This is a genomic window from Nocardioides sp. NPDC004968, from assembly GCF_040608935.1.
In the GTDB taxonomy this organism is placed as follows: Bacteria; Actinomycetota; Actinomycetes; order Propionibacteriales; family Nocardioidaceae; genus Nocardioides.
This window is the reverse complement of record NZ_JBEXJF010000042.1, coordinates 22,094-46,176: the sequence shown is the minus strand read 5'-3', so window position 1 is coordinate 46,176 and position 24,083 is coordinate 22,094. Positions and strand designations below refer to the sequence as shown.

At 68.9% G+C, this 24,083-nt stretch carries 26 protein-coding genes; 12 read left to right on the top strand and 14 right to left on the bottom strand.

Translation table 11 applies throughout. The features are described from left to right. Positions 1 to 120: 120 nt before the first annotated feature. The 3 genes from ABZU72_RS25275 to ABZU72_RS25265 all read right to left on the bottom strand — a co-directional run bounded on the left by ABZU72_RS25275 (position 121) and on the right by ABZU72_RS25265 (position 4,022). Positions 121 to 1,122 (bottom strand): inorganic phosphate transporter, encoded by a 1,002-nt coding sequence (locus ABZU72_RS25275; protein ID WP_355021540.1) that lies wholly within the window; start codon positions 1,120 to 1,122, stop codon positions 121 to 123. 4 nt (positions 1,123 to 1,126) lie between these two features. Next, a complete protein-coding gene (locus ABZU72_RS25270; RefSeq protein WP_355021539.1) occupies positions 1,127 to 1,744 on the bottom strand; it encodes a DUF47 family protein in 618 nt (205 codons plus the stop codon). Between the two features lie 82 nt (positions 1,745 to 1,826). Continuing rightward, a complete protein-coding gene (locus ABZU72_RS25265) occupies positions 1,827 to 4,022 on the bottom strand; it encodes an RNA degradosome polyphosphate kinase (RefSeq protein WP_355021538.1) in 2,196 nt (731 codons plus the stop codon). A gap of 104 nt (positions 4,023 to 4,126) precedes the next feature. Between ABZU72_RS25265 and ABZU72_RS25260 the strand changes: the two genes are divergently transcribed. Next, on the top strand, positions 4,127 to 5,173 hold the full coding sequence (locus ABZU72_RS25260) for an alpha/beta hydrolase (RefSeq protein WP_355021537.1): 1,047 nt from the start codon (positions 4,127 to 4,129) through the stop codon (positions 5,171 to 5,173). Between the two features lie 89 nt (positions 5,174 to 5,262). On the opposite strand, the gene ABZU72_RS25255 is transcribed toward ABZU72_RS25260, so the two are convergent. Then, the gene (locus ABZU72_RS25255) at positions 5,263 to 7,869 is read right to left on the bottom strand and encodes a hypothetical protein (RefSeq protein ID WP_355021536.1); all 2,607 of its coding nucleotides are present in this window, start codon (positions 7,867 to 7,869) and stop codon (positions 5,263 to 5,265) included. A 103-nt stretch (positions 7,870 to 7,972) separates the two neighbouring features. Next, positions 7,973 to 8,332: a DsrE family protein gene (locus ABZU72_RS25250; RefSeq protein ID WP_355021535.1), complete on the bottom strand. Its 360-nt coding sequence runs from the start codon at positions 8,330 to 8,332 to the stop codon at positions 7,973 to 7,975. 60 nt (positions 8,333 to 8,392) lie between these two features. Here ABZU72_RS25250 and ABZU72_RS25245 point away from each other — a divergent pair, with 60 nt between their 5' ends. From ABZU72_RS25245 to ABZU72_RS25235, 3 genes are read left to right on the top strand one after another with little or no spacing between them, the layout of a single operon-like run. Further along, complete coding sequence (locus tag ABZU72_RS25245) at positions 8,393 to 8,896, top strand: FABP family protein (protein ID WP_091045857.1); 504 nt, start codon at positions 8,393 to 8,395, stop codon at positions 8,894 to 8,896. 5 nt (positions 8,897 to 8,901) lie between these two features. Next, the gene (locus ABZU72_RS25240) at positions 8,902 to 9,333 is read left to right on the top strand and encodes a Fur family transcriptional regulator (RefSeq protein WP_160026760.1); all 432 of its coding nucleotides are present in this window, start codon (positions 8,902 to 8,904) and stop codon (positions 9,331 to 9,333) included. After that, complete coding sequence (locus ABZU72_RS25235; protein ID WP_355021534.1) at positions 9,330 to 10,289, top strand: folate-binding protein; 960 nt, start codon at positions 9,330 to 9,332, stop codon at positions 10,287 to 10,289. Before ABZU72_RS25240 ends, ABZU72_RS25235 begins: the two co-directional genes overlap by 4 nt. Here ABZU72_RS25235 and ABZU72_RS25230 read toward each other — a convergent pair whose 3' ends face one another. From ABZU72_RS25230 to ABZU72_RS25220, 3 genes are read right to left on the bottom strand one after another with little or no spacing between them, the layout of a single operon-like run. Beyond that, a complete protein-coding gene (locus ABZU72_RS25230) occupies positions 10,290 to 11,261 on the bottom strand; it encodes an ADP-ribosylglycohydrolase family protein (protein ID WP_355021533.1) in 972 nt (323 codons plus the stop codon). A gap of 11 nt (positions 11,262 to 11,272) precedes the next feature. Then, positions 11,273 to 12,091: a mycothiol synthase gene (mshD, locus tag ABZU72_RS25225; RefSeq protein WP_355021532.1), complete on the bottom strand. Its 819-nt coding sequence runs from the start codon at positions 12,089 to 12,091 to the stop codon at positions 11,273 to 11,275. Positions 12,092 to 12,100: 9 nt separating this feature from the next. Next, positions 12,101 to 12,847 carry a response regulator transcription factor gene (locus ABZU72_RS25220; RefSeq protein ID WP_355021531.1) on the bottom strand — a complete coding sequence of 249 codons (747 nt, stop codon included), beginning with the start codon at positions 12,845 to 12,847 and terminating at the stop codon, positions 12,101 to 12,103. Between the two features lie 122 nt (positions 12,848 to 12,969). On the opposite strand from ABZU72_RS25220, the gene ABZU72_RS25215 reads away from it, so the two are divergent. The 6 genes from ABZU72_RS25215 (at position 12,970) to ABZU72_RS25190 (ending at position 16,582) form a co-directional block, all read left to right on the top strand. Continuing rightward, positions 12,970 to 13,245: a MoaD/ThiS family protein gene (locus ABZU72_RS25215; protein ID WP_355021530.1), complete on the top strand. Its 276-nt coding sequence runs from the start codon at positions 12,970 to 12,972 to the stop codon at positions 13,243 to 13,245. A 43-nt stretch (positions 13,246 to 13,288) separates the two neighbouring features. Further along, positions 13,289 to 13,750: a thioredoxin family protein gene (locus ABZU72_RS25210; protein WP_355021529.1), complete on the top strand. Its 462-nt coding sequence runs from the start codon at positions 13,289 to 13,291 to the stop codon at positions 13,748 to 13,750. 241 nt (positions 13,751 to 13,991) lie between these two features. Then, complete coding sequence (locus ABZU72_RS25205; protein ID WP_355021528.1) at positions 13,992 to 14,453, top strand: DUF4395 domain-containing protein; 462 nt, start codon at positions 13,992 to 13,994, stop codon at positions 14,451 to 14,453. A gap of 37 nt (positions 14,454 to 14,490) precedes the next feature. Beyond that, positions 14,491 to 15,339 (top strand): sulfurtransferase, encoded by an 849-nt coding sequence (locus ABZU72_RS25200; RefSeq protein ID WP_355021527.1) that lies wholly within the window; start codon positions 14,491 to 14,493, stop codon positions 15,337 to 15,339. A 2-nt stretch (positions 15,340 to 15,341) separates the two neighbouring features. Next, positions 15,342 to 15,641: a DUF1416 domain-containing protein gene (locus ABZU72_RS25195; RefSeq protein WP_045549621.1), complete on the top strand. Its 300-nt coding sequence runs from the start codon at positions 15,342 to 15,344 to the stop codon at positions 15,639 to 15,641. A gap of 116 nt (positions 15,642 to 15,757) precedes the next feature. Further along, on the top strand, positions 15,758 to 16,582 hold the full coding sequence (locus tag ABZU72_RS25190; RefSeq protein ID WP_355021526.1) for a 3-keto-5-aminohexanoate cleavage protein: 825 nt from the start codon (positions 15,758 to 15,760) through the stop codon (positions 16,580 to 16,582). A 34-nt stretch (positions 16,583 to 16,616) separates the two neighbouring features. Here ABZU72_RS25190 and cysC read toward each other — a convergent pair whose 3' ends face one another. The 5 genes from cysC to ABZU72_RS25165 all read right to left on the bottom strand — a co-directional run bounded on the left by cysC (position 16,617) and on the right by ABZU72_RS25165 (position 21,379). Next, positions 16,617 to 17,816: an adenylyl-sulfate kinase gene (gene cysC / locus ABZU72_RS25185; protein ID WP_355021525.1), complete on the bottom strand. Its 1,200-nt coding sequence runs from the start codon at positions 17,814 to 17,816 to the stop codon at positions 16,617 to 16,619. Between the two features lie 91 nt (positions 17,817 to 17,907). Then, positions 17,908 to 19,158, bottom strand: coding sequence for a GTP-binding protein (locus tag ABZU72_RS25180; RefSeq protein ID WP_355021524.1), 1,251 nt, complete (start codon positions 19,156 to 19,158; stop codon positions 17,908 to 17,910). Then, positions 19,158 to 20,072: a sulfate adenylyltransferase subunit CysD gene (gene cysD, locus ABZU72_RS25175; protein WP_355021523.1), complete on the bottom strand. Its 915-nt coding sequence runs from the start codon at positions 20,070 to 20,072 to the stop codon at positions 19,158 to 19,160. The genes ABZU72_RS25180 and cysD overlap by 1 nt, the downstream gene beginning before the upstream one ends. Positions 20,073 to 20,240: 168 nt before the next feature. Beyond that, positions 20,241 to 21,092, bottom strand: a complete 852-nt coding sequence (locus ABZU72_RS25170; RefSeq protein ID WP_355021522.1) for a HipA N-terminal domain-containing protein — start codon at positions 21,090 to 21,092, stop codon at positions 20,241 to 20,243. Continuing rightward, complete coding sequence (locus ABZU72_RS25165; RefSeq protein WP_355021521.1) at positions 21,092 to 21,379, bottom strand: helix-turn-helix transcriptional regulator; 288 nt, start codon at positions 21,377 to 21,379, stop codon at positions 21,092 to 21,094. The genes ABZU72_RS25170 and ABZU72_RS25165 overlap by 1 nt, the downstream gene beginning before the upstream one ends. A gap of 89 nt (positions 21,380 to 21,468) precedes the next feature. On the opposite strand from ABZU72_RS25165, the gene ABZU72_RS25160 reads away from it, so the two are divergent. Next, on the top strand, positions 21,469 to 22,635 hold the full coding sequence (locus ABZU72_RS25160) for a nucleotide sugar dehydrogenase (RefSeq protein ID WP_355021520.1): 1,167 nt from the start codon (positions 21,469 to 21,471) through the stop codon (positions 22,633 to 22,635). Positions 22,636 to 22,776: 141 nt separating this feature from the next. Then, complete coding sequence (locus ABZU72_RS25155; protein ID WP_355021519.1) at positions 22,777 to 23,154, top strand: phosphomannose isomerase type II C-terminal cupin domain; 378 nt, start codon at positions 22,777 to 22,779, stop codon at positions 23,152 to 23,154. Positions 23,155 to 23,160: 6 nt separating this feature from the next. Here the strand turns inward: ABZU72_RS25155 and rfbA are convergent, their stop codons facing one another. Beyond that, on the bottom strand, positions 23,161 to 24,033 hold the full coding sequence (gene rfbA, locus ABZU72_RS25150; protein WP_355021518.1) for a glucose-1-phosphate thymidylyltransferase RfbA: 873 nt from the start codon (positions 24,031 to 24,033) through the stop codon (positions 23,161 to 23,163). Positions 24,034 to 24,083: the final 50 nt, after the last annotated feature.

Here is a 24,083-nt window from a genome sequence, read left to right as displayed (position 1 = left end):
GCAACCGCGAGCTGATCGGACAGGCGCTGGCCAATCTCATCGACAACGCGCTGAAATATGGCGGCCCCGAACAGGGTGGCGTGGTTTTGAGTCAGAACGAGCCGACTCGACGTTGTCGTCTTACGGCAGCTGGAAGACGAAGTGGCAGAGCAGGTAGATCAGGGCTGCGGCGGTGCCGGCTGCCGGGAAGGTGAAGATCCAGGCGGCGACGATGGACTTCGCGACGCCCCAGCGGACCGCGGAGAACCGCTTGGTCGCGCCGACACCCATGATCGACGAGGTGATCGTGTGGGTGGTCGAGATCGGAGCCTCCCAGACGTACGCCGTGGTGTAGAGCACCGAGGCGGCGACCGACTCGGCGGCGAAGCCGCGCGAGGGATCCAGGTGGATGATGCGACGGCCGAGGGTGCGCATGATGCGCCAGCCGCCGGACATGGTGCCGAGGGAGATCGCGGTCGCGGCCGCGGCGATCACCCAGAACGGCAGGTCGTCATCGGCCGAGAGGAAGCCACCGGTGACCAGGGCCAGGAAGATGACACCCATCGTCTTCTGGGCGTCCTGCAGGCCGTGACCGAGGGCCATCGCGGCGGCCGAGATCGTCTGGGCGATCCGGAAGCCCTTCTGTGCCTTGTGCTGGTTGGCGCGGCGGAAGATCCACATGATCGCGAGCATCACGCCGAACCCGAGTCCGAAGGCGACCACGGGCGAGATGAACATCGGGATGACGACCTTCTCCAGCACCGTCATCCAGTTGACGAACGCGCCGGCGGCGATCGCCGAACCGGCCAGACCACCGATGAGCGCGTGCGACGAGGACGAGGGAAGACCGAAGTACCAGGTGATCAGGTTCCAGGCGATCGCGCCGAGCAGGCCGGCCATCACCACGGTCAGACCATGTGCCCCTGATGGTGGCGTGATCGTGTCGGAGACGGTGTGGGCGACCTTCTGGCCCAGGAACGCGCCGACGAAGTTCATCACCGCCGCGAGTAGGAGGGCGATGCGCGGCGTGAGCGCGCGCGTGGAGACGGAGGTCGCGATGGCGTTGGCGGCGTCGTGGAAGCCGTTGGTGTAGTCGAAGACGAGGGCGACGACGACCACCGCGATGACGATGGCAAGTTCCACGGTGTCAGGATTCCTTGACGGCGATCTGCTCGACGGTGTTCGCGACCTTCTCGAAGCCGTCGATCGCGTCCTCGAGGGACTCGACGATGTCCTTCAGCTTGAGGACCTCCATCGCGTCGTACTCACCGGAGAAGAGCTTGGCAAGGATGCGACGGTGGTTCTTGTCGCCCTGGTTCTCGAGACGGTTGATCTCGATCCAGTACTCGGAGAGCTCCTTCATCGAGCGCAGCTTCGGCATCGCCGCCGCGGTCAGCTCGGCGCAGCGCTGGAGCACGGTGACCTGGTCGGAGAGTTCCGGGGGCAGGATGTTGACGCCGTAGACGAAGATCTGGTCGACGACCTCGTCCATCGAGTCCATCACGTCGTCGAGACCGGAGCCGAGGGCGTAGATGTCCTCGCGGTCGAACGGCGTGACGAAGGTCGAGTTGACCTTCTTGACGATCTCGTGGGTCGTCTCGTCAGCGGCGTGCTCCGCGTCGCGCATCCGTCGCGCGACGTCTTCGCGATCGGCTGTGTCGCTGAGCATCTCGGCGAGCAGCGAGACACCGCCGACGAGGTGGTTGGCGGACTCGGTGAACATGTCGTAGAACGACGTGTCGACCGGGCGGAATCGGAAACGCACGGGGGGCTCCTGGCTGGATGAGGCAGACCTGCGGGCTCATGTTAGGCGAGTCCGCTTGACACGACGAAAGCCAGGGCCGTGTTCAGCCCGCCGCGGCGCGCCTGCGCTGGCGCTGTCGTGTGATCAACATCGCTTGGAGATGGTTGGGAGCGTGATTGCGGGTCCAGGTGCCGTCGGGCCCGAGGAGCCAGGCATCCGTGGTTGGTTCGAATGCCAGGTCGAACAGTGCGCCGACCTCGGCCACGAGCTCCGGGGTGGGGAGACGTACGAGGGCCTCGACCCGTCGGTCGAGGTTGCGGTGCATCATGTCGGCCGAGCCGATCCAGGCGCTCGGTCCGTCCCCGTCGTCGGCGTTGCCGTTCTCGAACCAGAAGATCCGCGAGTGCTCCAGGAACCGGCCCAGGATCGAGCGCACCTCGATGGTCTCGCTGAGCCCCTCCACGCCCGGACGGAGCGCGCAGATGCCGCGTACCAGCAGCTGCACGGGCACGCCCGCCTGGGAGGCCAGGTAGAGCGCGTCGATGATGGCCTCGTCGACCACCGAGTTGGCCTTGAGTCGGATCCTCGCCGGCCGCCCCGCCAGATGGTGGGCGATCTCGGCGTGGATCTGCTCGATCAGGCCGTTGCGTACGTTTCCGGGGGCGACCAGAAGCTGCTCGTACGTCGCCTCCCGGCTCCAGCCGGACAGGTTGTTGAACAGGTGGGCGACGTCCTCGCCGATCCCCTCGTTGGTGGTGATCAGCCCCATGTCCTCGTAGAGCCTGGAGGTCTTCGGGTTGTAGTTGCCGGTGCCGATGTGGGTGTAGCGACGGATGCTGCCGTCGGGCTCCTCGCGGACCACCATCGCCAGCTTGCAGTGGGTCTTCAGGCCCACCAGGCCGTAGACCACGTGGCAGCCGGCCTGCTCGAGCTTGCGCGCCCAGCGGATGTTGGCCACCTCGTCGAAGCGCGCCTTGATCTCGACCAGCACCAGCACCTGCTTGCCGGCCTCGGCGGCGTCGATCAGGGCATCGATGATGGGCGAGTCGCCGGAGGTCCGGTAGAGGGTCTGCTTGATCGCCAGTACTCGCGGGTCGGCCGCGGCCTGCTCGATGAAGCGCTGCACGCTGGTCGCGAACGAGTCGTAGGGATGCTGGAGGAGTACGTCACCACGGCGGGCCGCCTTGAAGACGTCGACCGGCGCGGCGCTCTCGACCGGTGCGAGCGCCGGGTGGGTGCTCGGTACGAAGGCCGGATACTTCAGCTGCTCGCGGTCGATGTCGGCGATGCCGTGCAGCCCGCGCAGATCCAGCGGTCCGGGGAGCCGGAAGACCTCCTTGTCGGAGATGCCGAGCTCGGAGACCAGCAGGTCGAGCGTCGAGTCGGTCATCGACTCCTGCACCTCGAGGCGTACGGGAGGGCCGAAGCGCCGCCTGAGCAGCTCCTTCTCCAGCGCGGTGAGGAGATTCTCGGTGTCGTCCTCCTCGACCTCGAGATCCTCGTTGCGGGTGACTCGGAAGGTGTGCACCTCGAGGATCTCCATGCCTGGGAAGAGCTTGTGCAGCCGCTCCCGCATGACCTCCTCGAGCGGCACGAAGCGGTCGTTGCCCAACGGCACGAAGCGGCTGAAGATCGGCGGGACCTTCACCCGGGCGAAGTGCTTCTTCTTGGTCTTCGGGTCCCTCAGCCGGACGGCGAGGTTGAGCGAGAGGCCGGAGATGTAGGGGAACGGGTGGGCCGGGTCCACCGCGAGCGGCGTCAGCACCGGGTAGACCCGCTCCTTGAACAGCTTCTTGCAGGCCTTGACCTCCTCGGGGGTGAGGTCCTCCCAGTGCAGCAGCTGGATGCCCTCCTCGAGCAGCGCCGGCTTGATCTTGCCGCGGAACACCTCGGCATGCCGCTCGGAGAGCTCCCGGGTCGTACGCCAGATCACCTCGAGGACCTCACGCGGCATCAGCCCGGAAGCGGCCTTGACCGCCACCCCCGCCGCGATCCGCCGCTTCAGGCCGGCCACCCGGACCATGAAGAACTCGTCCAGGTTGGAGGTGAAGATCGCCAGGAAACGTACGCGCTCCAGCAGTGGCAGCGTCTCGTCCTCCGCCAGCTCCAGGACCCGCTCGTTGAACCGCAGCCAGGACAGCTCCCGGTCGAGGAACCGGTCGTCGTACTTCTCGACCTCGGCCAGCGCCTCGTGATCGGGGATGTATTCGGGCTCGACGTCGAACGGCTGGTCGGGAACCGCGGTCAGGCTCACGGTGTCCTCGGCCGAGCGGGTGGGGGCCTGCGGGTCGAGACTCATGGGGTCAGTCTTTCATCCGAACTCATGGCTGATTCCGAGAATCCACCGTACGTTCGGTGAACTACCTGTAACACGATGTCCCTACTAGCGGGTAGTTTAGGCGCATGTCGATTCTCGCTCGCGTCTCGTCCCTGGTCGATCCGTTGCTGATGCCGGCGAAGCGGACCGCGTTCACGACGGCGTTGAACCTGCCTGCTCCGGTGCAGCGACGGCTCGTGGGGAAGCCGGTGACCTACGACGGGCAGACGCTCGCCGTGGACACGCAGATCATGCTCGCGCTGATGAAGGTGTCGGGGGAGCCGGACCCGTCGACGCTGCCGATCCCGAAGGGGCGGGTGGCGCTGCTGCGGCAGTCGCAGCTCGGGGGCGGCCGTCAGGAGATCGGGTCGGTGCGGGAGCTCTGGGCCGCGGGGCTGAAGGCGCGGCTCTACGTCCCGGAGGGTGCCTCGGGCAACGCGCCGCTGCTGGTCTTCCTGCACGGCGGCGGCTTCATCTTCGGTGACCTCGACAGCCACGACGCTCCCTGCCGGCTGCTGGCCAGCGAATCGGGCGTCAAGGTGCTCTCGATCGACTACCGGCTGGCGCCCGAGTCACCGTTCCCGGCGGCGTACGACGACTCCGTCGCGGCGTTCCGGTGGGCGGTCGAGCACGCGGCCGAGCTCGGTGCGGACCCGGCCCGGATCGGTGTCGGCGGTGACTCCGCCGGCGGCAACCTGGCAGCGGGGGTCGCGCTCGCCGTCGGTGAGGACTGCGCGTTCCAGCTGCTCATCTACCCGGTGACGCAGTCGGAGGCGAACACCCGCAGCCGCGAGGATCTCAGCGAGGGCTTCTACCTGACCGCCGACTTCATCGCGGCGGCCACCGACAACTACCTGCCCGAGGGCGTCGATCGCCGCGACCCGCGCCACGCCCCGCTGTACGCGGAGATCCCGGCGACCGGGATCGCCCCGGCGTACGTCGCGACCGCGGGTTTCGACCCGCTGCGCGATGAGGGCGAGGCGTACGCCGCCAAGCTCGACGAGGCCGGGGTCAAGGTCGTGCACCGACGCTTCGCCGACCAGATCCATGGGTTCCTGAACGTGGTCGGCGCCGGGCGTACGTCACGAGCCGCTGTGCTCGAGATCGCGCAGGTCCTGCGCGACAACCTCTGACTTCTCAGGTGTTTCCTGCACTTCTCAGGTGTTGCAACGCCTGAGAAGTGCAGGGATACCCGGTTAACCGGGTATCCCAACAAGCCCGTTCAGCCAGCCATGTCGGGGCGCCAGCGGAGAACTTCGCGCTGGAACGCCTCGGGGTCGACCATCGACTTGTCGACCTGGACCGCACCGGCCTCGTCGGTGTTGAACTCGACGACCCACTCGTCGGCGGCCGGCTCACCCTTGATGGTGATGTCGGTGTGGGTGTCGTAGAGGTCGTAGGTGTGGGTCTGCTCGTCCTTGCGTACGTCGAGCACACCCTCCTCGGTGACCGTGACGGTGCTCTCGGTCATGAGCGAGCCGTCCTCGGGCCTGAAGGTGCGGACGGTGAGCCTCTTGGTGCCGACCGGCTCGCCCTCCACGTCTTCGGCAGAAATGGCCGCCTCGGGTGCGGCGCTGCCGGCGCCGGGGATCTTGGCGCCGGGGAACTTGCCGGACTCGGCGAGCTTGACCGCCGCCAGCCAGCCGCTCGAGCGCTGGGGGAGGGAGTCGCTCGGGGTGTCGGGCAGGTCCGCCGGCTGCGCGGGCGAGCCCTCCGACTTGTTGGCCTGCTTCTTGCCGGTCGGCCGCTCGGGCAGCGTCACGGGCGCGGTCGGAGGCCCGGCCGTCGGTGCCGCCGGTGAGTCGACCGGTGCGGGCGCGGTGGCCTTCACGGGCTCGACCGGCTCGAGGGGCTCGACCACGAGCGGCTCGTCAGGAGCGTCCGGGATGGGGAACTGCGCCTCGGGCGGCGACGGCGTCGCGGCGAGGGTGAGCTCGAGGGCCTGCATCGCACGCTTGTTGGTGCTGCCGCCCTTGACCGCGAGCATGACGGCCTCGCGCAGGTCGGCGAGCTGCTTGGCGAGCTGGGCGCTACGGCGCTCGGCGATCTGCCGGTCCACGATGGCCTGCTCGACCAGCTGGGTGTTGTGCAGGATCGAGGCCTCGACGGCCTGACGGTCGATCGCCTTCTGGCCGGCGACCTCCTCGGCCTCGGCCCGAAGGCGTACGGCGTCGGCGGCCTGCTGCTGGACGTCGGCGAGACGATTCATCATCTCCGTCATCCGGCGCTCGGCCTCTTCGCGCTCGCTGGCCTGTCCGGTGATGAGCTCGGTCATCGACTCGTGGGCGGTACGCAGCGCGGACTCCGCCGCGCGACGACCCTCGTTGGCCTCGGTCGCGGCACGCTCGGCAGCGCGGCGGCCCTCCAGGGCCTGCACCGCGAGGTCGGCGTGCTCGGAGGCGCGCTGGTCGGCCGCCATCCGGGCGAGGTTGGCGGACTCGGCCGCCTGCTCGGCCTGGGAGGCGAGCTCGGTGAGCTGCCGGTAGCGCTCCTCGTTCTCGTTGGCCTCGTGAGCGGCGGCAGCGGCGAACTCGGCGTACTGCTTCGCGCTCTTCTCGGCCTCGAGACGGGCGTCGTTGGCGGCGTCGGCGGCCTTGAAGGCGCGCAACGCGGCCTCCTCCGCCTCGGTGCGCGCGGCAAGCGCCTCGGCTGCCACGGCGTACTGGTCGGCTGCGGTGGCCTCGGCCGCGGCCCGGGTCATCGCGTGGTCCTCGGCGTTGGCGTCGGCGGACTTGCGCTCTTCGAAGGCCTCCTTCGCCGCTTCCTCGGCCTCGGCGCGGGCGGTCGCGGCCGCCTCGGCAGCGGCATAGGCGGCCTCGGCCGCGGCCTCGGCCTCCTTGCGGGCCTGCTCGGCCTGCTCGGCCTGGGTCGCCATCGCGACCGCGGACTCCTCGGCCGTGATGCGCGCAGCGGCGGCCTTCTCAGCCTCGGTCGCCCGGTCGTTGGCGGCCTGCTCGGCGGCCTGGCGCGCGGTGAACGCGGCGAGCGCCTCGTCGGCCCGGCCGGCGGCGGCCGCGTCGGCCTCCTCGCGCATCCGCGCGAGCTCCTCGGATCGGGTGTCGGCCGCGGCGCGAGCGGTGTAGGCGGCCTCGGCGGCGGCCTCCGCCTCACTGCGTGCCTCGTAGGCGGCGCGGGCCTCGTCCGCGGCCTTGCGGGCGGCCTTCTCGGCTGCCGCCAGCGCGTCGCGAAGCTCGTCCATCTCCTCGAGGCGGTCCTCGGCGGCTGCCTCCGCGACGCTGCGCGCGGCGTAGGCGGACTGGGCGAGCTCGGCGTGCTCGGCTGCCTTGGTGTGTGCCTCAGCGGCGGATGCGGCCGCGGCGGCGGCCTCCTCGGCGTTGGCGCGGGCGGACTCCTCGGCCTCGGTGCGCGCGGTGGCCTGCTCCTCGGCGACACGGGCCGCCTCGAGAAGGCGGCGCTCGGCCGCCTCCAGCTCCTTGCCCCTCGCGAGCGCGGCCTCCTCGGCCTCGGCGCGCTCCTTGGCACGGGTGTCGGCGAGCTTCTCGGCCTCGACCCGGGCGCGGGCGTACTCCTCGGCTGCCTTCTCCGCGACCTCACGCGCCTGGTGGGCGTCGGCGGCCAGCTCGGCGTGGAGCTTGGCGGTCTCGTCGGCCTTCCCACGGGCGGTGGCATGCTCGGCGGCAGCTTCCTCGGCAACCAGCCGCTCGGCCGCCTGCTCGGCGGCCGCCTGCTCGGCTGAGATGCGAAGTGACTCGGCTGCGGCAGCGGCGCGGGCCAACTCCGCAGCGCGCGCCGTCAGGTCCTCGTCGTCACCCGGCTGGGCGGCCGAATCCCGGCTCCACCACTTGCCACTGGGGGTCTGCGTGCTCACGAGGGTGAATGCTAACGGCGAAGTAGGCGGTGTGTGGAGTCTCCGAGAGGATTAACACGCCTGCTACCTGGAACTACATTGGTGTAGTTCTGGTAGGGAGTCGTCAGTAGACGAGCGCCTGCACGCCCTCGCGCAGGATCTCCTCGGCGAACACGACCGCGCCCTTGATGGTGACGCCCTCGATGAGGTCGTCCTCGGACAGGTCGCGACGCGAGGCGCACTGGCTGCACACGGTCACCTGGCCGGCCTCGATGACCAGCCCGATCAGCTCCTGCAGCGGAGCCGAATTCTCGAGCGTGAACTCCTCCGCCTTCCCGGGAACCGCGAACCAGGTCGCCTCACCGGTGAGCCACAGCGACACCTTCGCGCCGGCGGTCGCGGCCGCCGAGGCGACCGTGAAGGCCTGGTTCGTACGCTCGGGCGCCTCGGCACCCACGGTCACCTTCACCACGAGTTCTTGCATGCCGAGCACACTAGCGCCTGCGTTTCGGGTCGTAGCCGACGTACGGCCTAAACTCGGCGTGTGGCTTTCGAACTTCCGGAGAACCTTCACCCCGATGCCGGTCCCTGTGCGTGGATGCTCGGCACCTGGCAGGGCAACGGACACGGTGACTATCCGACGATCGACAAGTTCGAGTTCGGGCAGGAGCTGATCTTCACCCACGACGGGCGACCGTTCTTCCACTACTTCGCGCGCTCGTGGATCATCGACCCCGAGACCGGCGAGAAGGTGCGCGACGCGGCGCTGGAGACCGGCTTCGTGCGCTTCCGCCCCGAGGGCGAGGTCGAGTGGGTGATGACGCACAACACCGGCATCGTCGAGGTCTGGTACGGCAAGGCCGAGGGCGGCAAGCTCGACCTGACCACCGACGCGGTCGCCCGCACGGAGACCGCGAAGGAGTACACCGCCGGCAAGCGCCTCTACGGCAACGTCGAGGGCGACCTTCTCTACGCCTTCGACATGGCCGCGATGGGTCAGGCACTGCAGCCGCACCTGTGGGCGCGGCTCAAGCGAGTCAACAAGTAGTCGCGATGACCGAGGCCGCTGAGGACTGGCGCGAGGCCCTTCGGGCGAAGGGCTATCGACTCACGCCCCAGCGCGAGCTGGTCCTCGGTGCCATCGAGCGGCTGCGGCACGCCACCCCCGAGGAGGTGCTCGCGGTCGTACGCGAGTCGTCCTCGGCGATCAACCTATCCACCGTCTACCGCAACCTCGAGGTGCTCGAGGAGCTGGGACTGGTGCGCCACGCCCACCTGGGCGAGCGGGCCTCGACCTACCACTCGGTCTCCGGCCGGCCACATTTTCATGCGGTTTGCAGGAAGTGTCAGAAGGTCACCAGTGTTGACCCCTCAGTGGCCGACGGAATCAGCGAGCGGCTGCGTGAGGAGTACGCCTTCGAGGTAGATGTCGCTCATCTGACCGTCTTCGGGGCGTGCGTCGACTGTTCTTCCGAGGAGCCATGATGACTGCCAGCCCGCTTCTGTCCCTGCCCGGTGCCGTCGCCGGCGATGGTGCCGACGCACCCGTCGCCGCGCACTACGGATCGTTCAACCTGGAGCAGCGGACGTTGGCCTCCGGCGAGGGATTCGTCGACCTCTCCCACCGAGACGTCCTACGGATCGCCGGTCCCGACCGGCTGACCTGGCTGCACTCGCTGACCTCGCAGGCCTTCGAGGGACTGGTGCCCGGGGTCTGGACCTCGGCCCTGATCCTGTCGCCGCAGGGACATGTCGAGCACTTCTTCTCCGGCGTCGACGACGGCTCCTCCTTCCTGGCGTGGACCGAGCCCGGTGCCGGCGAGGCTCTGGTCGCCTACCTGGAGCGGATGAAGTTCTGGTCGGACGTGACCGTGACGGCTGAGCCGTCACAGGCCTCCGTCTGGCGTCCCTCGCAGGGCTACTCTTTCGTCCCGCGCGAGTCCTTGGAGACGTACGCCGCTGCCGCGGGCCCCGCCTGCGGGTTCTGGGCGTTCGAGGCTCTCCGGATCGAGCGCGGTGAGCCGCGGTTCGGCGTGGACACCGATGCGCGCACGATCCCCAACGAGGTCGGCTGGGTGCCGGGTTCGGAAGAGACCGTCGGCCCGGAGTACGCGGTCCATCTCGACAAGGGCTGCTACCGCGGACAGGAGACGGTCGCCCGCGTCCATACGCTCGGCCGCCCGCCGCGGCGCCTGGTACTGCTCCACCTCGACGGTTCCGAGAACCGGCTGCCCGCTGCTGGGTCGGAGCTGGTCTTCGGTGAGAAGACGGTCGGTTTCGTCGGCTCGTCCGCTCGTCACCACGAGCTCGGTCCGATCGCGTTGGGGCTGGTCAAGCGCAACGTACCTGTGGACGCGCAGCTCGTCGTCGACGGGATGCCGGTCGCCCAGGAGATCCTCGTCGACCCCGAGATCGGCCTCCACATCCGCCCCCTGCGCTGATCAGCGCCGACCGGCAGCCACGGTGTCGAGGGCGAGAGTGGCGAGGGAGTCGCCGGGGATGCCGGGGTAGCCGTGGCTGAGCTTGCGCCACTCGGCGGGGATGGCGGTGGCGCCCCAGCGGGCACCGAGGAGGCCGCCGGCGATGGCCGCGACGGTGTCGGTGTCGTTGCCGATCCGGATGGCGGTGTTGAGCGCGTCGACGTAGTGGCTCGCGGGGTCGGTCTCGGGCACCGCGGTCTGGGCGATGGAGGACCAGGCGGCCTGCAGCGCGGTGACGACCCAGCCGTTGGGGTTGAAGGTCGCGGGCGGCGCGGTCTCGGCCTCGTCGAGCTTCTCGGTCCAGAAGGTGGCCTCGGCGGGGGAGAGGTGGGAGAGGCCGGAGCGTACGTCGAGCTCGCCGTGCATCACCGCGTGCTCGATCGCCAGGGACCACAGGACGCAACCGGACCGGGCGTGCTCGTCCCAGTGGGTCATGGCGCTCACCGCGGCGGCTGCCTCGGCGACGGCCGGGCGGTCGCCGAGATAGCGGAGCGGGACCGGAGCGGTACGCATCAGGGAGCCGTTGCCTCCGGTGTGGCCGGTCGTCTCGTGCAGCTCCTCCGAGACCTGTTGCAGCTGTGCGGCGGTCGGTGCGGGGCCGGCGTTGTTGAGCACCCGGGCGGTCTGGTTGCCGATGTCCTTCGGGTCCGACTCCGCCCACGTCCGGAAGTTGCGGGCGACCGCAGTCAGCCCCTCCTGGGTACGCAGGTCGAGACCGCCCGCGGCGACGTCGAGGATGCACCACGCCATCGTCGTGTCGTCGGTCCACTCCCCGGGCGCGAACGGGCCGAGCCCGCCGCCGAGCATCTGCGCGCTCTCGTCCGCGCCGAGCCGAGCCGAGTCGAACTCGTAGTGAGCCCCGAGCGCATCCGCCACGGCGGTTCCGACGATGGCCCCGACGGCCCGGTCACTCTGAGATTCGGTCAGCTTCACGCGACCAGAGACTAGTGGCGCGTGTACTGCACGTGCGTGTCCGCCGCGGCACGGGTGAAACCGAGGCCTTCGTAGAGGCGTACGGCGGGGGTGTTGTCGCCCTCGACATAGAGATGGATCCGCTCGACGCCGACAGCAGCCAGGTGGTTCAGCCCGAGGAGGGTGACCAGCTTGCCGAGGCCGCGGCCCTGCGCGGCGGGATCGACACCGACGACGTAGACCTCGCCCTCGGTCTCGCTGTGGCGCTTGGTCCAGTGGAACGCCAGGAGCTTCTCGCCCTCCCACGCGGTGACCAGCCCCGACGGGTCGAACCACGACTCCGCCATCCGCTCCCGCAGACCGGCCTCGTCCAGCGATCCCTGCTCGGGGTGGTGCGCGAAGGCGGCGGCGTTGACCCGAAGCAGCTCGGCCTCGTCGCCGGGCTCGAAGCCGCGTACGACGATGCCGTCGGGAGTCTCCGGAGCCGGCGGCAGACCGGCGACAGGGCGACGCATGACCCACAGCTCACGGGTGCGCTCCCAACCTTGTGTGGCGGCCAGCCGGGCAGCCGCCGGGTTGTCGCCGTGCGACCACGCCGTCGTCCCGGCCGAAAGCGATGGCGCCCGGAGCAGCAGCTGACGCCCCAGACCCACTCCACGATGCTGGGTCAACACCACTAGCGACAGCTCGGTGCCGATCAAAAGCCCGAAGCCGCGTACGTCACCCCAGATCGTGGCGTCCTCCGGACGGTTGCGCAGCGTCAGGAGGGTCGCCTCGTCGAGCGGCGCCACGCCGTCGTACGCCTCGGTCGCCTTCGCGATGGCCAGGACCTGATCGACGGTGAGTGCCATAGGAGCAGCCTAGGCGTCGGCCCCCAGGCGAGGAGACGGGGTCAGCCGGGCGCCGTCGGCGGCGGCCTCGTTGTTCTTCGACGGCAGCACGAAGCGGTAGCCGACGTTGCGGACGGTGCCGATGAGGGTCTCGTTCTCCGGGCCGAGCTTGGCGCGCAGGCGACGTACGTGGACGTCGACGGTGCGGGTGCCGCCGAAGTAGTCGTAGCCCCACACCTCCTGCAGCAGCTGCTGGCGGGAGAAGACGCGGCCCGGGTGCTGGGCGAGGAACTTCAGGAGCTCGAACTCCTTGAAGGTCAGGTCGAGCGGGCGGCCGCCGATCTTGGCGGTGTAGGTGGCGTCGTCGACGACGACCTCGCCGGAGCGGATGACGTGGGCCTCGGGGTCGGAGGCCTCGCGGGCCGCCGAGATCCGGCCGATCGCGAGCTTGATCCGGGCCTCGAGCTCGGCCGGGCCGCAGGTGTGCAGCACAACGTCGTCCATGCCCCAGTCGTGGGCGACGACGGCGAGGCCGCCCTCGGTGGCGATCAGCAGAACGGGGATGTCGGTGCCGGTCGTGCGGATCAGACGACACAGGTCACGGGCCTGGGCGAGGTCCTGCCGGCCGTCTACGAGCAGCAGGTCGGAGTCGGGCGCCTCGAGAAGCGCGCTACCTTCAGCAGGAAGGATCTTCACCTGATGGCCGAGGAGCGAGAGCCCGGGCAGGACATCTGTCGAAGGCTGGAGCGAACTGGTCAACAACAGAAGCGAGCTCATGGGGGGTGCCTCTCGGTCAGAGAAAGAGGAGCACCGAAACGCAACATTGAGCCTCGGTGAGGTGATCGTTGCACCATATTAACGAAACCTCACGGTGACATAGGAAGGATGTCCACGAGAAAGTGACGAATGTTATAGAGGTCCGCTACTGGGCCGCGGCCAAGTCAGCGGCCGGGACTCCGTCCGACCGGTTCGAGGTCGACGGCCCGTTGACGCTGGCAGAAGTCGTACGCCGCGCCGCGGAGCTGCACGCCGACACCCGCCTCCCCGAGGTCCTGAAGGTCTGCTCGGCACTCATCGGCGACCGTCCGGTCGGATCCCAGGATCCGAGTGCGGTCGAGGTCGAGCCGGGCGCGACCGTCGAGTTCCTCCCACCCTTCGCCGGCGGCTCGGAATGAGGTCGGCGGAAATAATCCACCGCGGACCGGGGTTGTGCCCCTCGTGAGCACCGGAGCCTGGATTGCCGTCGTCGCGATTGCCGCCGCCCTCGCCTTCGGCCTGTTCCGGATGCTCAGTGACGGCCGCTTCCGAGGCACGAAGGAGCTCCATGTGACTCACGAGGATCACCCACCCGAGCCGCACGCTTGGGACGCGGTCACCGACGCACTGGGTGAGACCGAGCTCGGTGCGCGCGCGACCCTCGTGCAGTTCTCCAGCGCCTTCTGCGCGCCGTGCCGGGCGACCCGGCGGATCCTGGGCGAGGTCGCCGAGATCGTCCCGGGCGTGGTGCACGTCGAGATCGACGCCGAGCACCACCTCGATCTGGTGCGCCGGCTCGACATCATGCGTACGCCGACGACCCTGGTGATCGACGGCGCCGGCAACGAGATCGCACGTGCCTCGGGTGCTCCGCGCAAGGAGCAGGTCCTGAGTGCGATTCCGACCGTCAATCTCGAATCCTGACACGCTCGTCCGAATGTCGAGACATTCGTTTCGTGGCCGTCGAGCATCGCGCTACTGTCATCGCATGTTCTCGACCATGCTGACCAAGCGCCGCGCAGTGGATCACTGCCGCGTGCGCTCGGCGCTGTGTCGTTCCTGCCGCTGATTCCCTGAGATTGTCGACCGAGTCGACCCTGGGGATCGCTTTCGCCTGTCAGGCTCGTCCTGACGACCTTTCCTCCACTCTCGCAGGAGCACACCTATGTCCGAGACCTCAGGCCAGACGGCGACACAGACCGGAATCGACCCTCGTGGCCCGCAGTTCGCTGCGGCGCTGACCGTTGTCGTACTCCTCCTGGCTCTGCTGCTCCCGCAGCCATGGGCTCTGGTGGTGACGGCCATCCAGACCGTGCTCTTCGCGATCGGGGCGGGTCTCGGCGTTCAGCGGACCCCACACGCCTGGCTCTTCAAGAAGTTCGTACGTCCCCGCCTCGGCGCCCCGGACGAGCTCGAGGACCCGGCACCGCCCCGGTTCGCCCAGGGCGTAGGCCTCGCCTTCGTGCTGGTCGCGCTCGTGGGCTTCCTGGTCGGCGCCACGCTCGTGGCGCAGATCGCCCTCGGCCTCGCGCTGGTCGCGGCCGTGCTCAATGCCGTCTTCAAGTTCTGCCTCGGCTGCGAGCTCTACCTGCTGATCAGGCGCTTGGGTGTCATCCCATCCGCCTGACCCCTGAACGCAAGAAACACCAACGAAAGGTACCTAGATGACCCGCGAGAACTCCCTCGTCTCCGCCCAGTGGGTGGAGGAGCACCTCGATGACCCGAAGGTGGTGCTGATCGAGGTCGACGAAGACACCACCGCCTACGACAAGGGCCACATCAAGGGCGCGATCAAGCTCGACTGGACCACCGACCTGCAGGACCAGGTGCGCCGCGACTTCGTCAGCAAGGACCAGTTCTCCGCACTGCTCTCCGAGCGTGGCGTCTCCAACGACGACACTGTGGTGCTCTATGGCGGCAACAACAACTGGTTTGCCGCCTACGCCTTCTGGTACTTCAAGCTCTACGGCCACCAGGACGTCAAGCTCCTCGATGGCGGCCGCAAGAAGTGGGAGCTCGACTCCCGCGAGCTGACCGACGAGACCGTCACCCGTGAGGCGGCCAGCTACACCGCCAAGGACCAGGACCTCTCGATCCGTGCCTTCCGCGACGAGACCGTCGAGGCCATCGGCGTCAAGAACCTGGTCGACGTCCGTAGCCCCGACGAGTACGCGGGCCGCCTGCTCGCCCCGGCCCACCTGCCGCAGGAGCAGGCTCAGCGTGCCGGCCACGTGCCGACCTCGATCAACGTGCCGTGGAGCAAGGCGGCCAACGACGACGGCACCTTCAGGTCCGACGACGAGCTGCGCGAGATCTACGGTGAGGCCGGCCTCGACGACGGCAAGGACACCATCGCCCTGTGCCGGATCGGTGAGCGTTCCTCGCACACCTGGTTCGTGCTCAAGGAGCTGCTCGGTCACCAGAACGTGAAGAACTACGACGGTTCGTGGACCGAGTACGGCTCGCTCGTCGGCGTGCCCGTGGCCCTCGGTGACGAGCCCGGGGAGGCCTGAGCATGTGCGGAGCAACTGAGGGCGGGCTCTCGCTCGCCGGCGTCGATGTCGCCAAGGAAGCAGTCATCCAGGGTCAGGTGACCCGCGGTGGCGAGCCGGTCCACGGTGCGTACGTGCGCCTGCTCGACCGCACCGGCGAGTTCACCGCCGAGGTGCCCACCTCGGCCACCGGTCACTTCCGGTTCTTCGCCGGCGACGGCGAGTGGACGCTGCGTACGCTCGCGCCGAAGGCGGAGCCCGTTGACAAGAAGGTCCACGCCGCGGTCGGCAACGTCGCCGAGGTGACGATCCCGATCGGCTGACGATCCCTGACGTGGGAGCCCCGGTGTCACTGGTTGACGCCGGGGCTCCCACGTCGTTTGCCATCATGCGGCGGAGATATTGCGGCGGATCGCTTGAATCGCGCTAGATTGTCCGGGTGACTGGACTGCTTGTGACCGTGGCCCCGACCGGCGCGGAGACCGCAAAGGAAGACTGCCCGCAGCTGCCGACGACGCTGGAGGAGCTGGTGGCGACGGCCGTCGAGTGCGAGGAGGCGGGGGCGCGGATGATCCACGTCCACATCCGCGATGACGACCATGCGCCGACGCTCGACATGGGGCGGCTGACCGACACGGTCGACGCGCTCCACGAGAAGACCGAGCTGATCGTGCAGCTCTCCACCGGAGGCTCGGTCCACGACCCGCTGGACAAGCGGCTGAAGGTGCTCGACGCCGGGCCGGACTCGTGCTCGCTGACGATGGGCACGACCAACTTCGGCGACGACGTCTTCTCCAACCCGTGGCCGTTCATCGCCGAGCTCTACCAGCTCACCCAGGAGCGTGGCGTGGTGCCGGAATTCGAGCTCTTCGACCTGGGACACGTCGCCGCGCTGCAGCGGCTGCTGGGGAAGTACGGGCTGCCCGCGGGTGGCAAGGTCCACGTCGACTTCGTAATGGGCGTGCCCGGTGGCATGCCCGGCACCTCGGCCGCTCTGGTCGCCGGCGTCGCCGCGCTGCCGGACGAGGTGACCTCGTGGTCGGCGACCGGCATCGGCCGCTCGACCCTCCCGGTCATGCTCACCTCGCTGGCCATGGGCGGGCACCTGCGGGTCGGGATGGAGGACGTACTCACCCTCGCCAAGGGGGTTCCGGTCGACGCCAATCGCCAGCTCGTCGAGCGCGCCGTCGAGGCCGCGGCCGTCGCCCAGCGCGAGCCGATGAGCACGGACGAGGCCTGGGCGCTACTCGGCCTCAAGCGCTAGGCACTCCTGACCGAGGCCCGCGCCGAGTCGCGGGTCAGGAGAGGTCGAGGTAGCCGGCCTCGCGCAGGCCGACGATGACATCCTCCAGAGCCTCGTCGATCGAGCGGCCGGTGGTGTCGACGCGTACGTCGGCGTCGGCCGGCTCCTCGTAGGGCGAGGAGATCCCGGTGAACTCGGGGATCTCGCCGGCCCTGGCCTTGGCGTAGAGGCCCTTGCGGTCGCGTCGCTCGCACTCCTCCAGCGGCGTGGCCACGTGCACCAGGAAGAAGGCGCCGCCGGCGTCGTCGACGTAGCCGCGTACGTCCTGGCGGGTCGAGTCGAACGGAGCGATGGGGGAGCAGACGGCGAGGCCGCCGTGGCGGGAGATCTCGGCGGCCACCCAGCCGATCCGGCGGATGTTGGTCTCCCGGTCCTCCTTGGAGAAGGTCAGCCCGGCCGACAGGTTGCGCCGCACGACGTCGCCGTCGAGCGAGGTGACCGTGCGCGCGCCCTGCTCGAGGATCCTGTCCATCAGGGCGCGGGCGAGGGTGGACTTGCCGGAGCCGGACAGGCCGGTGAAGAAGATGACCAGGCCCCGGTCCTCGGGCGCCGGCTGGTCCGAGGCGATGACCGCGGCGATCGCCTCGGTGTAGTCGGCCGACTCGGTCGAGGTGGCCGAGGCGAGCGCGTGGATCGGGTCACCCCCGGCGTACGCCTCCACGACGGCCACACCGAGGGCGTGGTCGGCCTCGGGGTCGTCGTGCGAAGCCAGCGGCACCGCGACCACGGCCGCGTCGGGGAGATCCTCCGCGGCCAGCAACGACGCGCGCAGCAGCGCGACGGGGGAGAGCGACGGCGTGCCGTACCCGACCAGAGCGAGCAGCAGCACCGGCCCGAGGGCCGCGATCTCCGCGATCTCGGCGGTGGTGAGGGCGTCGGTGACCGGGACGACCGTCCGCCCGGCGTACGCCTTCCGGGTCTGCTCCGGGGTGAGGTGGAGCCGTCGGAAGGGACCGTAGGCGGGGAAGGACAGGCCGGTCACGTCGCCCGCGGGCCAGGTGACCCGGGCCAGCGGCAGCCCCTCGGGGTCGACGATCTCGACCGCACCGTCCGCGGCCGCGCTCTCCGCAACCGAGGCCGGCAGGGCGAGCGTCAACGCCGACCCGGGGGCGTTCAGCGGACCCGGAAGGGCGCCGGAGACGATCAGCTCGATGTCATCGAGCTCGCGCGGCGTGGGAGAGAACTGCTGAGGCACTAGATCACCTGGTGAGGTCGATAGGAGATGGAGAACGGGCGGCGCATCCCGTTGCCGGAATGCGCCGCCCAGTCCTGATTGGCTCGGCTGATCAGTCGTTGATCATGCCCGCGCCGACGGTGACGCCGGTCGCCTCGTCGATGAGGATGAAGGAGCCGGTGGTGCGGTTCTTCGAGTAGGGGTCGCACAGCAGCGGCTTGGTGGTGCGCAGCTGAACGCGGCCGATCTCGTTGAGGCCGAGCTCCTTGGTCTCCAGGTCGCGGTGGAGGCTGTTGACGTCCAGGCGGTACTGGATGTCCTTGACCAACGCTCGCGCCGAGTTGGAGGTGTGCTTGATGGCCAGCTTCTGCCGCGGACGCAGCGGAGCGTTGGTCATCCAGCAGATCATCGCGTCGATGTCCTGGCTCGGCTCGGGGGCGTTCTTGACCCGCGAGATCATGTCGCCGCGGCTCACGTCGACGTCGTCCTCGAGCCGGACGGTCACCGACATCGGCGGGAACGCCTCGGGGATCTCCTTGTCGAACAGGTCGATCCCGGCGATCTTGCTGGTCATCCCGGAGGGAAGCACCATGACCTCGTCGCCCGGCTTGAGTACGCCACCGGCGACCTGGCCCGCGTAGCCGCGGTAGTCGTGGTGGTCGTCGGACTTCGGCCGGATGACGTACTGCACCGGAAGGCGTACGTCGACCAGGTCGCGGTCGGAGGCGACGTGGACGTGCTCGAGGTGATGGATCAGCGTCGGGCCGGAGTACCAGTCCATGCTGGTGGAGCGGGTCACCACGTTGTCGCCCTGGAGCGCCGAGATCGGGATGACCTCGAGGTCCGGGATGTTCAGCTTGGTCGCGAACGCGGTGAACTCGGCCGAGATCTTGTTGTAGACCTCCTGGGAGTAGTCCACGAGGTCCATCTTGTTGATGCACAGGACCAGGTGGGGCACTCGCAGCAGCGAGAGCAGCACCGCGTGACGGCGCGACTGCTCGGTCAGGCCGTGACGAGCGTCGACGAGCACCAGGCCGAGGTCGGCGGTGGAGGCACCGGTGACCATGTTGCGCGTGTACTGCACGTGGCCCGGGGTGTCGGCGATGATGAACTTGCGGTTGGGCGTCGCGAAGTAGCGGTAGGCCACGTCGATGGTGATGCCCTGCTCACGCTCGGACCGCAGTCCGTCGGTCAGCAGCGACAGGTCGACGTAGCCGTGGCCCTTGTCCTGCGAGGTCTTCTCGACCGACTCGAGTTGGTCGGTGAAGATCGACTTCGAGTCGAACAGCAGCCGCCCGATGAGGGTGGACTTGCCGTCGTCGACCGAACCGGCGGTGGCGAACCGCAGAAGGTCCATGGCCATCAGAAGTAACCTTCCTTCTTGCGGTCCTCCATGGCAGCCTCGGAGAACCGGTCGTCACCGCGGGTCGCGCCTCGCTCGGTGACCCGGGCGGCGGCGACCTCCTCGATGATCTCGGGGATCGTGGATGCGGTCGACTCGACGCAGCCGGTCAGCGTCATGTCGCCGCAGGTGCGGTAGCGGACCGTACGCTCGGTGACGACCTCACCCTCGCGCAGCGGGTTGAGCGGGGTCTCGGTCAGCAGCATGCCGTCGCGCTCGAAGACGCGACGCTGGTGGGCGAAGTAGACATCCGGGATCTCGATGCCCTCGCGGCCGATGTAGTCCCAGATGTCGAGCTCGGTCCAGTTGGAGATCGGGAAGATCCGCATGTGCTCGCCCTCGTGCAGGCGGCCGTTGTAGAGCGACCAGAGCTCGGGGCGCTGCATCTTGGGGTCCCACTGGCCGAACTCGTCGCGGTGGGAGTAGACGCGCTCCTTGGCGCGGGCCTTCTCCTCGTCGCGGCGACCGCCACCGAAGGCGGCGGTGAAGCCGTTCTCCTCGATCGCGTTCAGCAGGGTGGGGGTCTGGAGCCGGTTGCGCGAGGTCTTGCCGTCGTCGACGACGATGCCGCGCGCGATGGCGTCATCGATGCTCGCGATCACCAGGCGTACGCCCAGACGGCTGACCCAGCGGTCACGGGTCTCGGCGACCTCGGGGAAGTCGAGGCCGTTGTCGATCTGGAGGACCGGGAACGGGATCTTGGCAGGGAAGAAAGCCTTCTCCGCAAGTCGCAGCATCACGATGCTGTCCTTGCCTCCCGAGAACATCAGGACAGGCTTCTCGAACTCGGCCGCGGCCTCGCGGAAGATGTGGATCGACTCGGCTTCCAGCTGGTCGAGCTGGCTGAGCCGGTAGTCGGCGTGTGTTGCAGTCATTACGGAACCAGAGGACCTCTCCGTCAGGTTGAGGCGCCCATGCTAGTGGCGGCTTCCACGGCACGGCGAAATGTCCCATCCCCGCGTGGGCAGGAATCCGAGTGTACGCAGGCGACGGGCCATGTCCGGAAGCGCCACTCGCACGGTGAGATGGCCGGCGTGACGTGGTCAGCGCCGCGGTGCCACGGCGACCCGTTTCCCGGCTAGCAGGAAGGCGATCCTGTCGACGTCATCGCCCGGAGACGGCGTCAGGTCGAGGCGCCGGAACAGGTCGCGTACGCCGCCGGGGTCGATGTCCTCGCCGGGCCGAAGAGCCAGTGCCTGCCGGATCGTCTCGGCGTGGATGCGCCGGCCGCCGAGCCGGTCCCAGCGCTCCGCGACGAGCGCCGCCTGCGCGCCGAAGGTGACCAGCTCGGTGCGGGTGGCGGGGATCCCGTCCGAGCGCGCCCGGCCCAGGTCGGCGATCCTCGCGGAGGCCTCCTCGGGTGTCGTCGGCCGCAGGATGTGCGTCGAAGGATGCTCGTACGTCGGCCAGAACCACTTGCCCGAGGCCCGCCGCAGCGCGAACTTCCCCTGGTGACCACCGAGGGAGAACCGGGGCCTGGCCCGCTGGTCGAGCCACGAGGTGGGCTGGTTGCGCAGCGCCGCGAGCCGGGTCGTGATCTCGGGCAGCGGCGCCTCGACGGGGCGCGGCGCCCGGCGCCAGGGCAGGTCCGGGTCGGTCGAGAGCGAGACCGCGCCGGGGAGATCGTCGCCGTAGGAGGCGAGCAGCGTCATCGGCTCGGTGTCGGGCAGCCCTCGCTCGCGCGCCCATCTGCGGCGTACGTCCTCGCGGGCGGGGAGCAGGTTGTCCAGCCAGGCGCGGGCGGCCCCCGGGACGAGCGCCGGGCCGGTGCGGGGGAGGGAGAGGGAGATCGGCGTCGGTCCGGCGGTCTCGGCGTAGGTGAAGTCGATCCAGACGCCGACCTGACGGAAGGTGCCCATCCGGCGGCGGCCGGCGAAGGCGTACAGCTCTGGCATCAGGAATTGGTCAGACAGTGGGCCAGGACGGCGTCGAGGTCGACGTCCTCCAGGGGCGGGGCGATCGGGGAGAGCTGCGTGGGGGCGAGGTAGACGTCGAGGACCTCCAGCAGCGCGAGAGCCTTGCCGAGCTCGGCGCGCGGGTGGCCGGACTCGACGTCGACCACGAAGCGCCGGCCGACCCCGGCCCGGTGGGCCAGGTCGCTCTGGGTGAGGCCGGCGCGGCGCCGGGCGGAGCGCACGGCCGACCCGAAGGCGGCCGGTGAGGTCAGGTACGGCGACGGCACGATGAACACTTTACGCGATGTTCCCGTACGGGAACATCATCGCGACAGTTCCTGTGACCTGCCTCAAACCGCTGCTTACAGTGCCGAACATGAAGATCACCGTTGTCGGCGTGGGCTATGTCGGGATGTCGCTCGCCGTCCTGCTCGCCCAGAAGCACGAGGTCGTCGTGCTGGACATCTCCCAGGAGCGGGTCGACCTGGTCAACGCGGCCAGGACCCCGATCGAGGATGCCGAGATCACCAGCTTCCTGGCCACCAAGGAGCTCGGCCTGCGCGCGACTCTCGACAAGGAGGACGCCTACGCGGATGCCGCGTACGTCATCGTCGCCACCCCGACGAACTACGACGAGGCCTCGAACTACTTCGACACCTCCACCGTCGACAGCGTGATCGCCGACGCGGTGACCTACGCGCCGGAGGCGGCGATCGTGGTGAAGTCGACCATCCCGGTCGGCTACATCACGGCCAAGCGCGAGCAGCACCCCGAGACGACGCTCTTCTTCAGCCCCGAGTTCCTTCGCGAGGGCAAGGCGCTCCACGACAACCTGCACCCCTCCCGCATCGTCGTCGGCGACGACTCCCCGGCCGCGAAGGGCTTCGCCGAGCTGCTGCTCGAGGGCTCGCTCGAGCCCGACGTACCCGTGCTGATGACCGGTGCCACCGAGGCGGAGGCGATCAAGCTGTTCGCCAACACCTACCTGGCGCTGCGGGTCGCCTACTTCAACGAGCTGGACACCTACGCCGCCACCCACGGCCTCAACACGCCCCAGATCATCGAGGGCGTCGGCCTGGACCCCCGGATCGGGTCGCACTACAACAACCCGAGCTTCGGCTACGGCGGCTACTGCCTGCCCAAGGACACCAGGCAGCTGCAGGCCAACTACCAGAACGTCCCGCAGAACCTCATCTCGGCGATCGTCGAGGCCAACACCACCCGCAAGGACTTCGTCGCCACCGACATCCTGCGGCGCGAGCCGAAGGTGGTCGGCGTCTACCGGCTGATCATGAAGTCCGGCTCGGACAACTTCCGCGAGTCCTCGATCCAGGGCGTGATGAAGCGGATCAAGGCCAAGGGCGTCGAGGTGGTCATCTACGAGCCCGAGCTCGACGAGCCGGAGTTCTTCCACTCCGAGATCATCAAGGACCTCGACGAGTTCAAGCAGCGGGCCGATGTGATCATCGCCAACCGGCGCACCGACGTGCTCGCCGATGTCGCCGACAAGGTCTACACGCGCGACATCTACGGGCGCGACTGACGCCCTCCGGCGGAAGTGTTCTGCTCCCGTGGGCGACCTGCGGGTAACGGACCGGTGAACATCGGTTCGCAATGAACCGTGCGCGGATGCGTACAGTTATGGTCGCGTCTTCTGCTCAGTGTCTAGGAATGAGGCAACATCATGGCTGGTGACTCCGAGACCCGCCCCTGGGGTTCGTGGCACGTCATCGACATCGGTCCGGGCTACAAGGTCAAGCGGATCGAGGTGCTGCCCAACAGCCGCCTCTCCTACCAGACCCACACCCACCGCTCCGAGCACTGGGTGGTCATCTACGGCAAGGCCACCTGCATCATCGACGGCGTGACCACCATCGCCGGCCCGGGCGAGTCCGTCGACGTCGCCGTCGGCCAGGCCCACCGGATCTGCAACGAGACCGCCGAGCCGCTCTCGATCATCGAGGTCCAGCGCGGTGGCTACACCGGCGAGGACGACATCGTCCGCCTCGAGGACGACTTCGGTCGCGCCGAGCAGACGGCCGCGGTCGCGGCGGAGGCCTGATTCGGCCTAGGCCAGCAGCCCGAGCAGATACTTCCCGTAGCCGCTCTTCAGCAGCGGCTGGGCGAGCTCGGAGAGCTCCTCGTCGGAGAGCCAGCCCTGGCGCCAGGCGACCTCTTCGGGGGCGCCGATCTTGGTGCCCTGGCGGTGCTCGATGGCGCGGATGAAGTTGGCGGCCTCGTTGAGGTCCTCGAGGGTGCCGGTGTCGAGCCAGGCGGTGCCGCGCGGCAGCACCTCGACCGAGAGGGTGCCGGCCTCGAGGTAGATCCGGTTGAGGTCGGTGATCTCGAGCTCGCCGCGAGCGGACGGCTGGAGGTTGCGGGCGTGCCCGATGACCGAGCTGTCGTAGAAGTAGAGGCCGGGGACGGCGTACGGGCTCTTGGGCTTCTCCGGCTTCTCCTCCAAGGAGATGGCCTTGCGGTTCTCGTCGAACTCGACGACGCCGTAGGCGCGCGGGTCGGCGACGCGGTAGCCGAAGACGGCGCCGCCGGTGATCGTCTTGAAGCGGGCCAGTTGGGTGCCGAGGCCGGGGCCGTAGAAGATGTTGTCGCCCAGGACGAGGCCGACACCGTCCTCGGACTCATCGAGGAAGCCGACGTCGGCGCCGATCGTGAACGCCTGGGCGAGGCCGTCGGGGGAGGGCTGCTCGGCGTAGCTGATGTTGACGCCGAGATGGCTGCCGTCACCGAGGAGCCGGTGGAAGCCGGAGGCCTCGTGAGGCGTCGTGATCACCAGGATGTCCCGGATCCCGGCCAGCATCAGCGTGGTCAGCGGGTAGTAGATCATCGGCTTGTCGTAGATCGGCATCAGCTGCTTGCTGATCGCGAGAGTGATCGGGTGCAGACGTGAGCCGGTGCCTCCGGCGAGGATGATCCCCTTCATGATCAGTTGATCCTACGGATGTTCACCCCACGTTCTAGGGAACCCACCGG

Coding starts and splice junctions, on each gene's coding strand:
- cysD (WP_355021523.1), bottom strand. CDS start 20,072: ATGACTGCAACACACGCCGACTACCGGCTCAGCCAGCTCGACCAGCTG.
- ABZU72_RS25240 (WP_160026760.1), top strand. CDS start 8,902: ATGACCGAGGCCGCTGAGGACTGGCGCGAGGCCCTTCGGGCGAAGGGC.
- ABZU72_RS25205 (WP_355021528.1), top strand. CDS start 13,992: ATGTCCGAGACCTCAGGCCAGACGGCGACACAGACCGGAATCGACCCT.
- ABZU72_RS25250 (WP_355021535.1), bottom strand. CDS start 8,332: ATGCAAGAACTCGTGGTGAAGGTGACCGTGGGTGCCGAGGCGCCCGAG.
- ABZU72_RS25170 (WP_355021522.1), bottom strand. CDS start 21,092: ATGCCAGAGCTGTACGCCTTCGCCGGCCGCCGCCGGATGGGCACCTTC.
- mshD (WP_355021532.1), bottom strand. CDS start 12,091: ATGGCACTCACCGTCGATCAGGTCCTGGCCATCGCGAAGGCGACCGAG.
- ABZU72_RS25200 (WP_355021527.1), top strand. CDS start 14,491: ATGACCCGCGAGAACTCCCTCGTCTCCGCCCAGTGGGTGGAGGAGCAC.
- ABZU72_RS25265 (WP_355021538.1), bottom strand. CDS start 4,022: ATGAGTCTCGACCCGCAGGCCCCCACCCGCTCGGCCGAGGACACCGTG.
- ABZU72_RS25260 (WP_355021537.1), top strand. CDS start 4,127: ATGTCGATTCTCGCTCGCGTCTCGTCCCTGGTCGATCCGTTGCTGATG.
- rfbA (WP_355021518.1), bottom strand. CDS start 24,033: ATGAAGGGGATCATCCTCGCCGGAGGCACCGGCTCACGTCTGCACCCG.
- ABZU72_RS25180 (WP_355021524.1), bottom strand. CDS start 19,158: ATGGCCATGGACCTTCTGCGGTTCGCCACCGCCGGTTCGGTCGACGAC.
- ABZU72_RS25220 (WP_355021531.1), bottom strand. CDS start 12,847: ATGAGCTCGCTTCTGTTGTTGACCAGTTCGCTCCAGCCTTCGACAGAT.
- ABZU72_RS25160 (WP_355021520.1), top strand. CDS start 21,469: ATGAAGATCACCGTTGTCGGCGTGGGCTATGTCGGGATGTCGCTCGCC.
- ABZU72_RS25155 (WP_355021519.1), top strand. CDS start 22,777: ATGGCTGGTGACTCCGAGACCCGCCCCTGGGGTTCGTGGCACGTCATC.
- ABZU72_RS25235 (WP_355021534.1), top strand. CDS start 9,330: ATGATGACTGCCAGCCCGCTTCTGTCCCTGCCCGGTGCCGTCGCCGGC.
- ABZU72_RS25195 (WP_045549621.1), top strand. CDS start 15,342: ATGTGCGGAGCAACTGAGGGCGGGCTCTCGCTCGCCGGCGTCGATGTC.